Annotated in this window: 20 protein-coding genes, 1 other RNA gene and 1 pseudogene; 13 read left to right on the top strand and 9 right to left on the bottom strand. The window is 60.0% G+C overall.

Going from position 1 to position 16,420, the window contains the following annotated elements; all coding sequences use genetic code 11:
* Window positions 1-278 precede the first annotated feature (278 nt).
* The 10 genes and pseudogenes from CQW31_RS30940 to CQW31_RS18465 form a co-directional block, all read left to right on the top strand.
* Window positions 279-968 (top strand): hypothetical protein, encoded by a 690-nt coding sequence (locus CQW31_RS30940; RefSeq protein ID WP_143524234.1) that lies wholly within the window; start codon window positions 279-281, stop codon window positions 966-968.
* 44 nt (window positions 969-1,012) lie between these two features.
* Window positions 1,013-2,038, top strand: coding sequence for a pyocin knob domain-containing protein (locus tag CQW31_RS31695; protein WP_256587420.1), 1,026 nt, complete (start codon window positions 1,013-1,015; stop codon window positions 2,036-2,038).
* Window positions 2,035-2,364, top strand: coding sequence for a hypothetical protein (locus CQW31_RS18430; RefSeq protein WP_099815124.1), 330 nt, complete (start codon window positions 2,035-2,037; stop codon window positions 2,362-2,364). The genes CQW31_RS31695 and CQW31_RS18430 overlap by 4 nt, the downstream gene beginning before the upstream one ends.
* Window positions 2,361-2,639, top strand: a complete 279-nt coding sequence (locus CQW31_RS18435; protein ID WP_099815125.1) for a tail fiber assembly protein — start codon at window positions 2,361-2,363, stop codon at window positions 2,637-2,639. The genes CQW31_RS18430 and CQW31_RS18435 overlap by 4 nt, the downstream gene beginning before the upstream one ends.
* 57 nt (window positions 2,640-2,696) lie before the next feature.
* Window positions 2,697-3,140 carry a structural protein P5 gene (locus tag CQW31_RS18440; protein WP_099815126.1) on the top strand — a complete coding sequence of 148 codons (444 nt, stop codon included), beginning with the start codon at window positions 2,697-2,699 and terminating at the stop codon, window positions 3,138-3,140.
* Window positions 3,137-3,499: a hypothetical protein gene (locus CQW31_RS18445; protein WP_099815127.1), complete on the top strand. Its 363-nt coding sequence runs from the start codon at window positions 3,137-3,139 to the stop codon at window positions 3,497-3,499. Before CQW31_RS18440 ends, CQW31_RS18445 begins: the two co-directional genes overlap by 4 nt.
* A gap of 104 nt (window positions 3,500-3,603) precedes the next feature.
* A complete protein-coding gene (locus CQW31_RS18450) occupies window positions 3,604-3,837 on the top strand; it encodes a hypothetical protein (RefSeq protein ID WP_099815155.1) in 234 nt (77 codons plus the stop codon).
* Window positions 3,838-3,929: 92 nt separating this feature from the next.
* Entirely contained in the window at window positions 3,930-4,139 is a 210-nt protein-coding gene (locus CQW31_RS18455) for a hypothetical protein (RefSeq protein ID WP_099815128.1), read from the top strand.
* A gap of 14 nt (window positions 4,140-4,153) precedes the next feature.
* Complete coding sequence (locus CQW31_RS18460) at window positions 4,154-4,360, top strand: hypothetical protein (RefSeq protein ID WP_099815129.1); 207 nt, start codon at window positions 4,154-4,156, stop codon at window positions 4,358-4,360.
* A 45-nt stretch (window positions 4,361-4,405) separates the two neighbouring features.
* Window positions 4,406-4,555, top strand: a pseudogene (locus CQW31_RS18465) (DUF2514 family protein); the annotation flags it as partial.
* Window positions 4,556-4,745: 190 nt separating this feature from the next.
* Here CQW31_RS18465 and CQW31_RS30945 read toward each other — a convergent pair.
* The 8 genes from CQW31_RS30945 to CQW31_RS18505 form a co-directional block, all read right to left on the bottom strand.
* Window positions 4,746-5,324: a hypothetical protein gene (locus tag CQW31_RS30945; protein ID WP_143524235.1), complete on the bottom strand. Its 579-nt coding sequence runs from the start codon at window positions 5,322-5,324 to the stop codon at window positions 4,746-4,748.
* A 9-nt stretch (window positions 5,325-5,333) separates the two neighbouring features.
* Entirely contained in the window at window positions 5,334-5,963 is a 630-nt protein-coding gene (locus CQW31_RS18470) for a hypothetical protein (RefSeq protein ID WP_143524236.1), read from the bottom strand.
* Between the two features lie 9 nt (window positions 5,964-5,972).
* Window positions 5,973-6,779 (bottom strand): TIGR04255 family protein, encoded by an 807-nt coding sequence (locus CQW31_RS18475; protein WP_158238182.1) that lies wholly within the window; start codon window positions 6,777-6,779, stop codon window positions 5,973-5,975.
* Window positions 6,780-7,008: 229 nt separating this feature from the next.
* Window positions 7,009-7,400, bottom strand: a transfer-messenger RNA (tmRNA) gene (gene ssrA, locus CQW31_RS18480).
* Window positions 7,401-7,502: 102 nt separating this feature from the next.
* Window positions 7,503-7,796, bottom strand: coding sequence for a hypothetical protein (locus CQW31_RS18485; RefSeq protein ID WP_054885659.1), 294 nt, complete (start codon window positions 7,794-7,796; stop codon window positions 7,503-7,505).
* A gap of 302 nt (window positions 7,797-8,098) precedes the next feature.
* Window positions 8,099-10,909: an FAD-binding and (Fe-S)-binding domain-containing protein gene (locus CQW31_RS18495; RefSeq protein WP_099815133.1), complete on the bottom strand. Its 2,811-nt coding sequence runs from the start codon at window positions 10,907-10,909 to the stop codon at window positions 8,099-8,101.
* Between the two features lie 75 nt (window positions 10,910-10,984).
* Complete coding sequence (gene lldD / locus CQW31_RS18500; protein ID WP_099815134.1) at window positions 10,985-12,130, bottom strand: FMN-dependent L-lactate dehydrogenase LldD; 1,146 nt, start codon at window positions 12,128-12,130, stop codon at window positions 10,985-10,987.
* 63 nt (window positions 12,131-12,193) lie between these two features.
* Window positions 12,194-13,864, bottom strand: coding sequence for a lactate permease LctP family transporter (locus tag CQW31_RS18505; protein WP_054885656.1), 1,671 nt, complete (start codon window positions 13,862-13,864; stop codon window positions 12,194-12,196).
* Between the two features lie 256 nt (window positions 13,865-14,120).
* On the opposite strand from CQW31_RS18505, the gene CQW31_RS18510 reads away from it, so the two are divergent.
* Complete coding sequence (locus CQW31_RS18510) at window positions 14,121-14,888, top strand: FCD domain-containing protein (protein WP_054885655.1); 768 nt, start codon at window positions 14,121-14,123, stop codon at window positions 14,886-14,888.
* 123 nt (window positions 14,889-15,011) lie between these two features.
* Here the strand turns inward: CQW31_RS18510 and smpB are convergent, their stop codons facing one another.
* Window positions 15,012-15,494: an SsrA-binding protein SmpB gene (gene smpB / locus CQW31_RS18515; protein WP_003249914.1), complete on the bottom strand. Its 483-nt coding sequence runs from the start codon at window positions 15,492-15,494 to the stop codon at window positions 15,012-15,014.
* Between the two features lie 163 nt (window positions 15,495-15,657).
* Between smpB and CQW31_RS18520 the strand changes: the two genes are divergently transcribed.
* Complete coding sequence (locus CQW31_RS18520; RefSeq protein ID WP_054885654.1) at window positions 15,658-16,092, top strand: type II toxin-antitoxin system RatA family toxin; 435 nt, start codon at window positions 15,658-15,660, stop codon at window positions 16,090-16,092.
* Window positions 16,085-16,375, top strand: coding sequence for an RnfH family protein (locus CQW31_RS18525; RefSeq protein WP_099815135.1), 291 nt, complete (start codon window positions 16,085-16,087; stop codon window positions 16,373-16,375). The genes CQW31_RS18520 and CQW31_RS18525 overlap by 8 nt, the downstream gene beginning before the upstream one ends.
* Window positions 16,376-16,420 lie beyond the last annotated feature (45 nt).

The following is a 16,420-nucleotide window of genomic DNA, read 5'->3' on the forward strand; positions in this document are numbered from 1 at the left end:
GGTTTTCAAACATTCGACGCGTCGGGCAGATTGTTGCTGGATACAACGTCGGGGCTTGCATTCTCATTGTACGAATATACGGCGGGTGGCCGGGAGGATCACACGTTCACTGTCCCAGGAATAGCCAACTTAATAGCGTTAAGGAAAGCATTCGTAGTGGTGGAGAATAGATGGAATGATGGTAGTCAGAAATATACTATTTCGGGCGACTCCATAACTGTGAAGCTGTACACGAACCAATACCAGCTAAGCACTGTTTCAGTGTGGAGGTGGGGTTAATGACGTTTGGGTTTCAATCGTTCGATGAACAAGGTGTACTGCTGTTTGATTCCAACTATAACGGGTTCAGGATGCTGGGTGAGGGTTCTGTTGCTGTTTCGATGAATGGGTCTAACAGCATGTATAGCATCCCTACCTCATTAAACGCATCTGGCAGGACATGGACGTTCATGCGCCCTCCGACTGGATGCTTTATCACCAAGATGAACGTGCAAAGGTCCGGCCTGACTGATTGCCAGTGTTTCAACGGCGAGACCCTGGCGCTTGGTTCTGGTTCGGGATTCGGCGCGTCTGCATGGCAAAATTTTGTTCGTGGTGCTGTCAGTGCCGGCAATTCAGGGATGCAAACTTTTGATGAGAATGGAGTTCTCACATATGACAGCAATTCCAGGCAGTTGGTGATGTCCAAAATTTGCTATCCAGACGCTTGGGCGCTTCATAGCTCTCGGCAGAATGCTGTCGATCCCGCATATACCGACTATTACTACTCCATACCAGTGCCAGTGGATAGCTTCTACATTCTGGAAGAGGCAGATGTCGATGGTTTCAACGTCACTCCGGTGAGGGTTGGATTCAGAACGTCGTTTGGCAGAAGCGTGTTGTTTGCAGCGTATTCAACTCGGAACGGAGCTTCAGCTCCAGCCCGGCCAACCGTTGCAATAGGGTTTTCAGCTGGCACTTATTCTTAATGTCCGCAGCCCGCAGCGACTACATATAACTAGTGGGAGACCCAATGGCTCTCGATCAAATCAGACTTGGTACGCCTCCCAGCGGCCAAGATGGCGATGATGCCCGCACGGCATTCAACCGTATCAACGCAAACTTTAAGTCCATGGATGATTGGGCCATTACCGGCCCGGTCAATCGGACAGTGACGAATCTCAACGATGCCGTGGCGCCTGGGTGGTACGCGGCGCTGTCGGGCTCGGCGGCCAACATCCCCCCGGGCATAACCTACCCGTTGGTCCAAGTAACCACTCACCCGAACGGATTCATCCTGCAGGAAGCCCGCGATGTCATCACCGGTAAACCTGCTTGGCGCTCCTACAACGCCAATGTCAGTGCGTGGGGAGCGTGGCGCCCGGGGTTGTCCACTCTAGATGTCGGCACAGCCGCCGCAGCCACGCTGACCACCTCAGCGCTTGACGATACTGTGGGCCGGGTGTTGAAAGTCGGCGACTTCGGGCTGGGCCGAAACCTTGTTGCCACAGAGACCAACCTCAACAACTATCTTGCCCCTGGCAGCTATGTCACCCCAGCCAGCGGGTTGACTAACCTGCCCCCGACCTGGGCGCAGGGGCGGGCAGTACTGACTGTTGTTGGTGGCGCGTCATATGCGCTCCAATCGATCGCAAGGAATGGTCTTACCGCTTCGCGGTGGTGGAACGGAACGACCTGGGAATCGTGGGTCCTGAACTACAACGAGAAGGGGGCGAACACCAACGGGCGCTATACGAAGTTCTCTGACGGCACGCAGATATGTGAAGGCTATGTGCAGCTGCCGGCTCAGGCTTTGTCAACGGCGGTGGGCGTTACCGGGACATTCGCTTCGCCTTTTTCGAGCACCCCTCGCGTGGTGTTCTGTCCTCTTGCTGCGGTCGGGACGGGCTCGCAGGCTGATGTCGGCGCCACTCTGCAGAACGGCCCCTACGCAATTGTCAGTGCTGCCAGTTGGAGCCTGAACAGTTACGCATACAGGAATGCGACCTCTTTCCCCGTGCAATTCAATTACATAGCCTTTGGGAGATGGTTCGAATGATCATCAGCTTCTCGCCGGTCCGTATGGAAGAACGGCTGACTCTTGAGGTAGATGGCGATGTCGTCGTTATCAACGGAGCACCTTTTGACTTTACACCGTTGCCGGAGGGCGCCACGTTGCCGCGCGAAGCCATTCTTTCCGACTGGTTCCCGGGTGATGTCGAGCGCGTCGATGGCGAATTATCGTTAACTGTCAGACTGCCCCACGGCGCCAATGCCCCGGAAGCGACCCGCTTCCCCTCGCAGGCGACGGTGACAGCCAACGGCATCGTCGACCTGCCGGCCTATGACGTCGAACTCAAGGCAGAGCCGGAGGTGCAGCAATGAGTAACATCGACTGGAGTATGGTGATCACCGCCGAGATGAAGGCCGCCCAAACGGAAGCCGTCCATTTGGCTCAGGTGCAGGCCGAGGTCGCCCGGCTTCGCGCCCAGGCTGATGCTGCAATCGCGCCGCTGCAGGATGCATTGGACCTTGACGAGGCAACCGCTGCCGAGACAGCCCTGCTGAAGGAATGGAAGCGATACCGCGTTGCGCTGAACCGCCTGCCCGAGCAGGAAGGTTACCCCACTGATATCGACTGGCCCGCGCCGCCGGCCTGATCCACACCGAATCCACCGACCGCCGCCTGGCGGTATTTTTTTGCCTGGAGAAAGCTCATGACTCAATCCCAGCCCCGGGGCGTGCGCAACCGCAACCCCGGCAACATCGATTTCAACCCTCGTAACGACTGGCAGGGCCAGATCGGCAAAGAACCTGACGGCCGTTTCGCCATCTTCGACACGCCCGAGAACGGCATCCGTGCCCTGGGCAAACTGCTAATCAACTACCGGGGCAAGGACGGCATGCCCGGTGTGGGCGGGAAGGGCATCGACACGGTGCTGGAGACCATCAACCGCTGGGCACCGAGCAACGAGAACGACACCCAGGCCTATGCAGCCGCCGTGGCAAAGCGCATTGGCGTGCGCACCACCGACCCGATCGACATCCGACACCCGGCCACACTGAAGGGGATGGTGGTCAGCATCATCATCCACGAGAACGGCGGCAACCCTTACACGCCGGCGATTATAGATGAGGGTGTGCGGAGGGCGCTGGCATGAAGTCGTGGGCGTTGCGCAGTATCGGCGCCGGCCTACTGATCCTCATGGGGATGCTGGTCGGCGTCTGGGCCGCCAGCGGGCACTTCCGCACTCTGCTCGATGCTGAAAAGGACCAGGTGGCCACCTGTAAGGCAGCACGCGACAACCTCGCCGGCCTGGCCACAGAGCAGGGCAAGGCCCTGGGCGACCTAGTTTTGGCGGCGAGTGCCCGCCAGGCCGCCGCCAAGCAGGCAGTGAGCGAAGCCAAGGCCAGTGCCGATCTCGACTACGCCGCGGCGAACCGGCTGCAGCAGGAGCGCACCGGCGGTGACCAGTGCGCTGCCGCCACCTCGATCATCGACAAGGACCTTCGGTTATGACGCTGGCGCTGGAATCGAAAACCTGTAGGAGCGGGCAGGGGCAATTTCCGGCTGCAGGCCGCGTAATCAGTGCCTTCGCCTGTAGGAGCGGGCTGGTGCTGGCCATGGGGCTTGCGGGGTGCGCCGGAAAGGTCGAGCGGCAGGTGCAGTACGTGCGTGTCGAGGTGCCGGTGCAGGTGCCCTGCCGGACGCCGGAAGTCGCGCTGCCGCCATGGGCGGCTGACGGCCTGCGCAAGGCCGACAGCCTGGAGGTGAAGGTGAGGGCCCTGCTGGCCGAACGCCGACAGCGGATCGGCTACGAGCGCGAACTGATTGCCGCCAACGTTGCTTGTCGCTGACCCGCCAGCATGGGCGGCTACCGCTCGGCCGAGCTCCGGGCAGGATCAGCCAAGCGGCTTATAATGGTCGGACTCACTGATCGGAGCGCAACGTGAAACGGACCTTGGAAGGAATGGCCCTCGCTGGCGAGCCGCTGCTGCGGCAGGCCCTCGAAGCGATCAGGGCGCACCGAGACGCTGAGGCAAGCGGCGCGCCGATGGATGAGGTGGCGCGCCTTCAAGTGCTGGCAGATTCACTTTATGAAGCGGTAGTGAATTACCAGTTACTGGTTTCCGGCGACTTGCCGGATGCCATTCACTGACCCGCGAGGCAAGAATGTCCAGGCCCCATGAGGTTCTGCTGCCCGATCACCTTGCCTACGCCCAGGCGGTCGAGGCGATGCGCAAATATCACGAAGCAAAGGATCACGGAGCGTCGGACGCTGAGGTAGAGCGCTTGAGGCTGATTGCGGAAGCGCAATTCCAGGCTGTCACCGAGTACCAGATGCGCGCATTCGGCAAAGACGACGGCACCGCTCACTGAGTATCCGCTGGCTGGCAGTTACACCTACACTCACACCGCAGCTATCGACCGAAGCCAGCCACCCGCGCCGCCATGGTGCTCTCCCACCTGCTCACGCATGCCGATGAACGAGCGGGAGAACTGGCGAAAGCTTATGACCGTGCCCGAATAGCTGGGCAGCTCTGCGAAGCGTCCTATAATGCGCTCATCAGATGAGAGAAGGTGGTCAATGGATAACCGCACCATCATTAGAGTAATAAAAAGTGAAAGGTGATAGGAAGCGGGGATTACAAACTTGTCAAAACCTAGGCCGAGAAGCGAAAACAGACCCGCAACACCTTAAATTATGGTGTTGCAGGCCTGATTGCTGGGGCTGATTAGAGCGCTACCGGATTCGGTAGGTCGCTTACGCTGTAACAGACTGAGGGATAATGGCTTGTTCAATTTTGAAAGCATCGTAAAAGACGCGTTGTATTGCCATCTTTAACGCTTTGTCTGGTTTGACGACAACGAAAATATCAGCGTGTTCTAGTTCAGGCTCTGGGGTAGAAAAAACACCAAAAAGCCGGCGACCGTCAGGCGCCGTGGCGCTTCTAAACATACTCACGATCCCTACAGTATAGCCGAGATATGTTCTCGGTTTTTCTGGGGATTTCTCATTGTGTGCTGATACTCGCGTTTCTCCGAATTCATGTATAGCACGCTCAGTTGTCATTCCTATACGCTGTGTAGAGATACCTCGGCGAGTCGCCTCCATAAACGCAGACGCCGTGTATTTCCCAGTGTCGGGTTCGACAGCGTTAGGAGATTCCAGAATCCTTGCCAGCCCTTCTGTATTAGCTATAGAAGAACTCTCAGAAAAAATCCTGAATTCCTCGGCCGCTTCCAGTATGGGGGAGGCATACTGGCATGCAGCTATTTTGGCATGCCTTTCCAAGCTAGGCGTTATTGCCAAATCAAAAATTTCAGTGAGCCTTTCAGGCATGATTCTTCCTTAAAGGCTCGAGAAGTACTCAACGAAATTCATGAGTTTATGAGTCTCTTCCATGTGGAACTCTGATGTAAAGCTTTCACCGGAAATTCGATTGAGATTGTATGTAACGACCTCAGAGTCTTCGTAGAAAGCAATGGAGCAATACAAATGATCTCGATCGAAAACAAGGCTCACGATGCCCTCGTGGTCCAACAATACATCAATCTCAGGGCATGTATCTAAAAGCCTGGTGAGAGTCACCAAAAAATCAGAGGCACCATCAATAGAAAACTGTTGAGGCGCCGGCATATCGTCACCGTCCCAACCCGCCTCGAGCGTCCGGTAGTGCGCGAGCCGCTCTGCCGCTTTGTGGCAATAAGCCCGAAGTGGTATATCAAGTTCTTCGATTGTAACGAGTTCCTCGAAATCTTCGAGCCAGCGCAAATGGTAGTCAGAAGGTGTCAGCTCGACGTGCTGATGATCCGTCCAAAGAAAATTGGGAGCAGGGAGCGCAGAAGCAGATACAAATGCCATGCAAGCATCAGCGGCTTTCATCGCCATAGTAGAAAATACGCTTGGCTGCTGCTCTATAAGATACTCGGAGAAATAATCTCTATGTACCGTTGTCAATAAACTGGATCTCATTGCCATTGACATAGCCTATCCCTCTGCTTTTTCTTTCTTGAGTCCTATCGCGCTGATCAAATCAGCAGAAAGTATTTCAAGAAGCATTTCTTTATGTGTGGATCGTAGGCGATTAGATGTGTCTTCAAAAGTATTTTCAAAATCTGAAACATCTTCGTCACTCATGCCCAGAACATGATGACACTCAACGATGAGCGCATGCGTAAGCTCGGTATCCTCATCATCAAAGTCGTTGTCCTTGACCAGGGAATGATGGATGCGAATATTGTGAAGTAACGTGGTTTCATCTCCAAAGTCTTGAGAGAAAAAACCTACATTAGAATGCCAGAAGTTATTCTGATTCAAGCACGCGCTAGCGATATAAGGGCAAGCAGGGTTGACGCCTTCGAGAACTTCTTCGCTATTTGTGGTGACAAATTGATCTTTATACGAAAGTATAATTTTCTCAAGACGTCTCCCGCTTTTAGAAAAGGCTTCATGCCCTATTTTTAAGCTAAAAGCTGCGTCTGCCAGAAACGTCTTAAAGTTTATGTAGTTCTTGCTTGTGTAAACGCAATTTGAATTTATTACTTCAAAACGGCTTTTTTCGCGGTCGCCATCTCGATTCAAAAACAAATAGCCCTTAACTTCAGGCTGAGATGAATGGTTCTCAGCATTTGGATTTGCTGATTTGCGTGCCACTCGACGGGCTGAATATTTAAGCTTCAGTCTGCTACCTTCATCCTTGATGACAGACAGGCCATGAGCGTCCACCGCGCCATCATACTCACATGTAAGCGAGATGGATTCTATTGAGTGGGCTTCGAAAATTGGCTTGAGCACGATATATCCTTTATAGGTTTAGTGATCGGCGATCACTGTTAAACCATTCGCTTGCTCAGCATAGCACGGACAGGGGGCAAGGATCTACAGCGTGCGCGAAGGGAGGCAATGAGCTTTCTAGGCTTCTGGAAAGCTGTCATAAAGCTGGCATTCCCCAGCCATAACAGCCCATTAAGGCACAAAAAAAGCACTAAGCTTTTTGCTAAGTGCCTGATTTGTTTGGATTATTTGGTGGAGCCGGGGGGATTTGAACCCCCGTCCGCCAGTACTCCGCTGTCGGTACTACATGCTTAGCCGTGTCTACTGATTTAATCCGCAGCCGCCCGACGGGCAGGGTGCTTTGGATGAGTTGGGTAAGTTTTAGTCGCTTTGCCCCCAACGTGCTACACGACGATCCTGTTCTGTATGACAATCATTTCGGGTTTACAGGCATCCCCTGATGATTGCTGGAGCCGAAGCTACCAGGAGAGCGGGCTCAGCTGCTTACGCAGCGAGAGCGTAGCCCTCGTAGTTTTCGTCATTGGCAACTATAGAAAGTTGCAACAGTGGATTTACGAGTTCTGTTACCAACTCGGCATGCACCTAGAGTTTCGCTACCGGCGTCGAATCCTGATCGGCCCCACACTAGCTCTTGGCTAACGCACCTTGCGGCACGTAAGGCGGAGTATACGCCATTGCGCGGGCGACGTCGACAGCCGGTCCTGTCGCCCACGCTGCGACGGCTCAAGCACCACTGCCGCCGGCCGAGCCGCTGCCTTTCTCGGTCTTTTCCAGGCGCTCCAGGACCTTGCTGGTGATGGCGATGCAGCCTTTGGTGTCACCTGAAGCCTGGGCGGCCTTGGCTTTGTCGACCTGCTCGGTCAGGGCCTTGTCCAGGCCTTCGGAGGTAGCGCCGGCGGTGGCCATGCTGTCGTCGATCTTCTGCAGGTTGGTCTTGCACAGGTCATCGGCGGCGAATACCGGCGAAGCCAGGAGGGTAGCGGCCGCGAAGAGGGCCGAAAGCGCGGTACCTTTCATGGGTGTCTCCTTTTATGGCCGCGGGAGGTGGGCCTGTAAGGGTGGACTGTCGGGATTTGGCGGGGGTTCAATCGGGGTGATGGCTTGGCGGCAGGGTGGTTTGTGGCGGGATGTTGCAGTCGACCGGGCAATGCGGTTCGGTGTGGGAGCGGCCTTGTGTCGCGAAAGGGCCGCGGAGCGGCCCCGGCAATTAAAGCGGCGAAGCTGAAATCGTGGGGCTGCTACGCAGCCCTTTCGCGACACAAGGCCGCTCCCACAGGGAATTGCGGCGGTTTTGAGGTCTGTGCAAGCGCTTGGATATCTCAGATTGCGCGTGGGCGGGTGACGCGGTCTACCAGGTAGACCAGGCCGTGGTAGTCGATGCCGCTGTGGCTGGACAGGCCGATTTCACAGGTGCGGCTTGTGGAGATCCCCTCGCTGCAATACTGCACCGCATCCTTCAGGCTACGCAGCGAGTGAGCGTTAAGCTCGGGGGTGGTGAAGCCCTTGTCGCCAGCGAATCCGCAACAGTGGATGCCTTCCGGAATCACCACCTGCTTGCTGCAACGGCGCGCCAGGTCAATCAATGCCTGGCTTTCGCCCAGATGCTGGGTGCTGCAGGTCACATGCACGGCCACGGGCTCGTCCTGGGGGCTGAACTCCAGTTTGTCGACCAGGTGGGTGCGGATGAAGCGCACCGGGTCATACAGGTCCAGCCGGGTTTCGCCCAGGTCCTGCACCAGGCGCAGGGTGCACGGGCTGGTGTCGCAGTAGATCGGGTCGAGCCCGCCGCGGGTGGCGTGGAGCAGGGCGTTGAGCAGTTCCTGGCGCTTGTGCTCGGCCTGCCCGGGGTAGCCCTTGGAGGCGAACGGCTGGCCGCAGCAGAGGCTGTCGGCGTTGTCCGGGAACACCACTTGGTAACCGGCCTTTTCCAGCAGGGCGCGGGTCTTTTCGAGCAGCGAGCTTTGCTCGCGGTCGGCATAGGCGGGGCCCATCACGCGTGAAACACAGGCGGCAAGGTAGACCACGCGGGGCCGGGCGTCGTTGCTCGCCGGGCCAAAGTCCTGCGTGCGCAGCGGTTGGGGCAGGGCCGGGGTCCACTGTGGCAGGCGGCCTTTGCTGGCCTTGCTCAGGGCTGCACTGAGGCGCCCGAGGCGTGGTGCGCCGAGCAGCTTGCGGGCGCTGTTGGCGGCGGTGAGGGTGAAGCGGGCGCCGCCCAGCGCTGTGTGGAAATGTTCGGCCAGCCAGTCTGCGGTCTTGGCATGGTCGGCGGCCTGGCTGCGCAGTTTCTTTATCAGCTCGCCGGTGTTGATGCCGACCGGGCAGCGCTGGGCGCACAGGCCGGTGGCGGCGCAGGTGTCGATGCCTTGGTACTGGTAGCTTTGCAGCAGCTCGCGGGTGTCGATGCCGGCGCGTTTCTTCGCCTGGATGTCGCGCCACATGACGATGCGCTGGCGCGGACTGAGGGTCAGGCCCTTGGAGGGGCAGACCGGTTCGCAGAAGCCGCACTCGATGCACTTGTCGACGATCTCGTCAGCGGCGGGCAGCGGTTTGAGATTTTTGAGGTGGATGTCCGGATCTTCGCTCAGCACCACATCGGGGTTGAGGATGCCGTTGGGGTCGAGCAGGCGCTTGAGTTTCCACATCAGCTGGTAGGCATCAGCGCCCCATTCCAGCGCCACGAACGGTGCCATGTTGCGGCCGGTGCCGTGCTCGGCCTTGAGCGAGCCGCCGAACTCTACGGCCACCAGCTGCGCCACGTCGTCCATGAAGGCCTGGTAACGGGCGACTTCCTCGGCGCTGTTGAAGCCCTGGGTGAAGACGAAGTGCAGGTTACCCTCCAGCGCATGGCCGAAGATGATCGCCTCGTCATACTGGTGCTTGTCGAACAGCTGGATCAGCCGGTTGACGCCTTCGGCCAGTTGCTCGACGGGGAAGGTGACGTCCTCGATGATCACCGTGGTGCCGGTCTGGCGCACGGCACCGACGGCGGGGAAGGTGTCTTTGCGGATTTTCCACAGCTGGTTGTACACGGCCGGGTCTTCGCTGAAGTCGACCTTTTGCTCCAGCGGGTAGTCGGCGATCGAGGCCATCACCCGCTGCAGTTGTTCGTGCAGCAGGCTCTGGCTGGCGGCGCGGGACTCGATCAGCAGGGCGCAGGCGTTGGCTGACAGGGCTTTGACCCACAGCGGCATGCCCGGCATGTTCTGCACCGAACGCAGGCTGCGGCGGTCGAGCAGTTCGACGGCGGACACCGGCTGGCGCTTGAGCACGGTGACGGCGCGGCAGCAGCTTTCCACGCTGGGGAACACCAGCAGGGCGCTGGCCTTGTGCGGATGGTCGGGCACGGTGTTGTAGGTAACGGCGCTGATGAAGCCCAGGGTGCCTTCGGAACCGACCAGCAGGTGCTGCAGGATATCCAGCGGTTGGTCGTAGTCCACCAGTGCGTTGAGTGACAGGCCGGTAGTGTTCTTCAGCCGGTATTTGTGCCGGATGCGGTCGGCCAGTTCGGTATTGGCGCGGGTTTCGCGGCCCAGGCGCGCCAGCGCTTCGAGCAGTTCGGCGTGGCTGCTTTCGAAGGCGGCGACACTGGCGGGGTCTTCGCTGTCCAGGCGGGTGCCATCAGCCAGCACCAGGCGCAGGCCGGCGAGGGTGTGGTAGGTGTTCTGCGCGGTACCGCAGCACATGCCGCTGGCGTTGTTGGCGACAATGCCGCCGATCTTGCAGGCGTTGATCGAAGCCGGGTCGGGGCCGATCTTGCGCCCGTAGGGGGCCAGCCAGGCGTTGGCCTGGGCGCCGATGACGCCGGGTTGCAGGCGGATCTGCTCGCCCTGGCCGCGGATCTCCTTGCCTCCCCAGTTGTCGCCCAGCACGATCAGTACCGAGTCGCTGATGGCCTGGCCGGACAAGCTGGTGCCCGCAGCGCGGAAGGTCACCGGCACGCGATCGCGCTGAGCCAGTTGAATCAGCCCGACCACTTCGTCCTCGGACTCGACGCGCACCACCAGCTTGGGGATCAGCCGATAGAAGCTGGCGTCGGTGCCGAAGGCCAGGGTAGAGGTCGGGTCGTCGAACCGGCGTTCGGCCGGGATAAGGCGCTCGGCATCGCGCAGGAACGCAGCGGGCAGGCTCATGCAATCTCCTCGCGGGGCCGCAGCGTCTGCTGCGCAGCGTGCCCCGGTCATTCAGGCGGTACGGTTTGCAGGCGCTCAGGCGCCCAGTTCGCGGACCAGCGATTCGCGGGTGATCTCGCTGATCGACTTGGCGCCAGTCAGCACCATGGCCACGCGCATTTCCTTCTCGAACAGTTCGAGCAGGTTCTTCACCCCGGCCTGGCCGTGCACGGCCAGGGCCCACAGGAAGGCGCGGCCAATCAGCACGGTGTCGGCGCCAAGGGCGATCATGCGCACCACATCGAGGCCGCTGCGGATGCCGGAGTCGGCGAGGATCTTCAGGTCGCCTTTGACCGCATCGGCAATTGCCGGCAGGGCGCGGGCGCTCGACAGCACGCCGTCGAGCTGGCGGCCGCCGTGGTTGGAGACAACGAGGCCGTCGGCGCCGAACTTGACCGCGTCACGGGCGTCATCCGCGTCGAGGATGCCCTTGATGATCATCGGGCCATCCCAGAATTCGCGGATCCACTCCAGGTCCTTCCACGAGATCGACGGATCGAAGTTGTTGCCGAGCCAGCCGATGTAGTCGGCCAGGCCCGTGGGGTTGCCACGGTACTTGGAGATGTTGCCCAGGTCGTGCGGGCGGCCCATCACGCCAACGTCCCACGCCCATTCGGGGTGGGTCATGGCCTGCAGCACGCGGCGCATCGGGCCGTTCGCACCGCTCATGCCGGAGTGGGCATCGCGGTAGCGGGCACCGGGCACGGGCATGTCGACGGTGAACACCAGGGTCTTCACGCCAGCGGCCTTGGCCCGCTCCAGGGCGTTGCGCATGAAGCCGCGGTCTTTGAGTACATACAGCTGGAACCACATCGGCCGGTCAATGGCGGGCGCCACTTCTTCGATCGGGCACACCGACACCGTCGACATGGTAAACGGAATGCCGTGGGCCGCTGCTGCACGCGCCGCCTGCACTTCACCACGGCGGGCGTACATGCCGGTGAGGCCGACCGGGGCCAAGGCCACGGGCATGCTCAGGGTCTCGTCGAACAGCTTGGTTTCCAGGCTCAGCTCGGACATGTTCTTCAGCACGCGCTGGCGCAGGGCGATGCTGGCCAGGTCCGAGACGTTGTGGCGCAGGGTGTGCTCGGCGTAGGCCCCGCCGTCGGCATAGTGGAAGAGGAAAGGAGGCAGCTTGCGTTGGGCCGCGGCGCGATAGTCGGTGGAGGCGGAAATGATCATGGATTCTCGCAGCGTGGGTTGAAGGAGATGCCGGGCGCGCAACGGCGCCCGGCCCCTTTCACTTTAGTGATGAACCAGCATGCCGGTCAGCCAGTAGGCCTGGATCAGGGTGATCAGGCCGACGATGGTGGCAAAGAACAGGCTGTGCTTGACGGTGAAGCGGAACAGGTCGGATTCCTTGCCGACCAGCCCGGTGGCAGCGCAGGCCACGGCGATCGACTGTGGCGAGATCATCTTGCCGGTCACGCCGCCGCTGGTATTGGCCGCCACCAGCAGGGTGTCGTTGACCCCGATCTGGTGGGCGGTGGTGGCCTGCAGCGAGCTGAACAGGGCGTTGGACGAGGTGTCGGAACCGGTCAGGAACACGCCCAGCCAGCCGAGGAACGGCGAGAAGAACGGGAACGCAGCACCGGTGCCGGCCAGGACCAGGGCCATGGTCGAGGACATGCCCGAATAGTTGGTGACGAAGGCGAAGGCCAGCACCATGCCGATCGACAGGATCGGCCAGCGCAGTTCCCAGAGGGTCTCTTTGAAAGTGGTCAGACCAGTTTTGAAGTTGATCTTCAACACCCACATGGACACCAGTGCGGAGAGGAAGATCGCGGTGCCGGTGGCGGAAATCGGATCGAGCTTGAACACCGCTGGCATGGCGGTTGGCGCGGTGACGATCGGCGCAGTCTTGATCACCAGCTGGTCAAGGTGCGGGATGGCGAAATTGAACACGAAGTTGTACATCGCGCCGCCGGGGGCGAAGGCCGCTTTGAATGGCTTCAGGGTCCAGAGGGTGACCAGCACGGTGAGAATCAGGAACGGCGACCAGGCCTTGAAGATCTCGCCGAAGCTGTACGGGGTCGGCTGGCTGCCGCTTGGCTGCACCACGGCGGCGCCGACGCTGCCTTTGGCTTCGGCGAACGAGCGCTTGGGCTGCCAGACTTTCAGGAACAGGGTCAGGCAAATCAGGCTGGCCAGGGCCGAGGTGATGTCCGGCAGCTCCGGGCCAATGAAGTTCGAGGTGAAGTACTGGGTCACGGCGAAGCTCAGGCCGGCGACCAGGGCGGCAGGCCAGGTTTCCTTCACGCCGCGCAGGCCGTCCATCATGAATACCAGCCAGAACGGTACGAACAGCGACAGCAGTGGCAGCTGGCGCCCCGTCATGGCGCCGATGTGGAAGGCATCGATACCGGTGACCTGGCCGGCCACGATGATCGGGATGCCCAGGGCGCCGAAGGCTACCGGTGCGGTGTTGGCAATCAGGCACAGGCCGGCGGCGTACAGCGGATTGAAGCCCAGGCCCACCAGCAATGCGGCGGTAATGGCTACCGGTGCGCCGAAGCCGGCCGCGCCTTCGAGGAAGGCACCGAAGCAGAAGCCGATCAGCAGCACTTGCAGGCGCTGGTCATCGGTAATCGACAGCACCGAGCTGCGGATCACTTCGAACTGGCCGCTCTTGACAGTGAGTTTGTACAGGAACACCGCGGCAACGATGATCCAGGCAATCGGCCAGAGGCCGTAGAGGAAGCCATACCCTGCGGCAGCGAGGGCCATGTCGACAGGCATCTGGAAGGCAAAGATCGCCACCAGGAGCGACAGGGCCAGGGTGATGCTGCCGGCCACGTGGCCTTTGAGGCGGAACACGGCCAGGGCCAGGAAGAAGAACACTATGGGGATGACCGCCGCCAGTGCGGACAGGCCGAGACTACCAAGCGGGGTATAGAGTTGTTGCCAGGTTTGCATATGGGGTGGCCCCTAATTGTTGTTGGTCAGGCACTGGCATTGGATAATTGGTAAGACCAATTTACAATGACTGGTCGCTAGGTTAAAAGCGCTGTCGTGGGTGTGTCAATTTGTCCTGTGCAAAACTTTGGTCGCGGGTCGATGAACGGGCAGCTGCTCACTGGCGAAAACCGTCGCCTGATGCGTGCTGGCGCAGCGCGGATCGGCGAGAATAGGCGCTCGGCGATAATTGGCCGGGGTTTGTGGAGAGCATGTGATGGTTTTTGATCAGGTCCGCCAACGGCGCCTGTCCGACGACATCGTCGATCGGCTGGAAGGGATGATTCTGGAAGGCACGCTGACCTCTGGGCAGCGGCTGCCAGCCGAGCGCGTCCTGGCCGAGCAGTTCGGTGTGTCGCGCCCGTCACTGCGTGAGGCGATCCAGAAGCTGGTGGCCAAGGGGCTGCTGGTGAGCCGCCAGGGTGGCGGCAATTACGTAGCCGAATCGCTCGGCTCGACCTTCAGCGACCCACTGCTGCAGTTGCTCGAGCATAGCGCCGAAGCGCAGCGCGACCTGCTTGAGTTTCGCCATACGCTGGAGGCGTCATGCGCTTACTACGCAGCCCTGCGTGCCACCGAACCTGATCGTGCGCGGTTGAAAGCGGCGTTCGATGCTCTGCAGGACTGCTATGCGCGGGCTGACGAGGTGACGCGGGCGGAGGAGGGCGCGGCTGATGCCCGCTTTCACCTGGCGATTGCCGAGGCCAGCCATAACGCGGTGTTGCTGCATACGATCCGTGGCTTGTTCGACCTGCTCAAGCGCAATGTGGTGACCAACATTGGTGGCATGTACCAGCAGCGCACGGAAACACGCGACATGCTGATCAGTCAGCACCGCGAGTTGTACCTGGCGATTGTCGAGGGCCGGGCAGAGGAGGCGCGGGAGGTGTCGAGCCGGCACATCCTGTATGTGCAGGAGGTGCTGGAAGAGGCGCAGGACGAGGCCCAGCGGGTAGCGCGGGCAGAGCGGCGCAGCGGGCGTTGAGATCGGTGCTGAATTCTTCGCGGGTAAACCCGCTCCCACAAGTACTGAGCAGGTTTAAGGCCCTGTGCAGTCCCTGTGGGAGCGGGTTTACCCGCGAAGAGGCCGGAACAGGCTAAAGGAGATTTACTCTTCCTTGCCCTTGTTCCGCACCGCACGCTGCAGCTCGCGGTTGGAGTCGCGTTCGCGCATGGTGTCGCGCTTGTCGAACTCCTTCTTGCCCTTGCCAAGCGCGATCTCGCACTTGATCAGGTGCTTGCTCCAGTACAGCGCCAAGGCCACACAGGTGTAGCCTTTTTGTGCCACGGCGGCTTCCACGCGCTCGAGCTCGCGCTTGTTCAGCAGCAGCTTGCGGGTGCGCGTGGGGTCGGCGATGACGTGGGTGCTGGCGGTGGTCAGCGGGGTGATGTGGCTGCCGAACAGCCAGGCTTCGCCATCCTTGAGCAGCACGTAGCTGTCGGTCAGGTGCGCCTTGCCGGCCCGCAGGCTCTTTACTTCCCAGCCGGACAGGACCAGCCCGGCCTCGAACTTGTGTTCGATGAAGTAATCGTGTCGCGCCTTTTTGTTCTGCGCGATGGTCCCGGTCGGATGTTTCTTTTGTTTAGCCATAGGGGCGGCATTATAGGCAAGACATCACGTGGTCGGCTATGGGATTTCGGTGTGCTTGAGCCACCGCAATGAATACCGGACAATACAAGGCCTGTTCTCTGCACAGAACCTGTTTTCGGCACGCTGCGAAGCGCCGCCAACCAGCCTTGGAAGTGACGCCTGGATGACTACCCATATTCAACGCTCCGCCCTGCTGCCGTACCCTGCCCAGGCGCTCTACGATCTGGTCAACGACGTGGCCAGCTACCCTGAATTCCTGCCCTGGTGCTCGGCCTCGACGGTGATCGAGGCCAGCGACACGCACATGCGGGCGAAGCTGGAAGTGGCCAAGGGCGGCATGAGCCAGCAGTTCGTCACCCGCAATATTCTGGTGCCGGGGCAGTCCATCGAAATGAACCTGGAAGAGGGGCCATTCACGCAGCTGCATGGCCTGTGGGTGTTCAAGCCGCTCGGCGAAAAGGCCTGCAAGATCAGCCTCGACCTGACCTTCGACTACGCCGGCGCGATCGTGCGCGCCACGCTCGGGCCGCTGTTCAACCAGGCGGCCAATACTCTGGTGGATGCGTTCTGCCAGCGTGCCAAGCAGCTCAATGGCTAAGATCGAAGTGGCCTACGCCACGGCCGAGCGCCAGTGGTTGTTGGCCTGTGAAGTGCCAGACGGGGTGAGTGTGCGTGAAGCGTTGCGCCTGTCCGGGATTGTCGGGCAAGTGAGTGGGCTGGATATCGCGCACTGTCCGGTGGGCATTTTCGGCAAGGTGGTGGCAGATGCGCACGCGCATGTAGTCGAGGAGGGGGACCGCCTGGAAATCTACCGGCCTCTGCTGCTCGACCCTGTCGAGGCGCGCAAGCAGCGCGCTGCGAAGGCGAAGGCCAAGCGCTAGCTGAGCTGACAGTAATAAAAAGCCCGGACCATGGTCCGGGCTTTT

Source organism: Pseudomonas sp. 382 (genome assembly GCF_002759075.1).
In the GTDB taxonomy this organism is placed as follows: Bacteria; Pseudomonadota; Gammaproteobacteria; order Pseudomonadales; family Pseudomonadaceae; genus Aquipseudomonas; species Aquipseudomonas vlassakiae.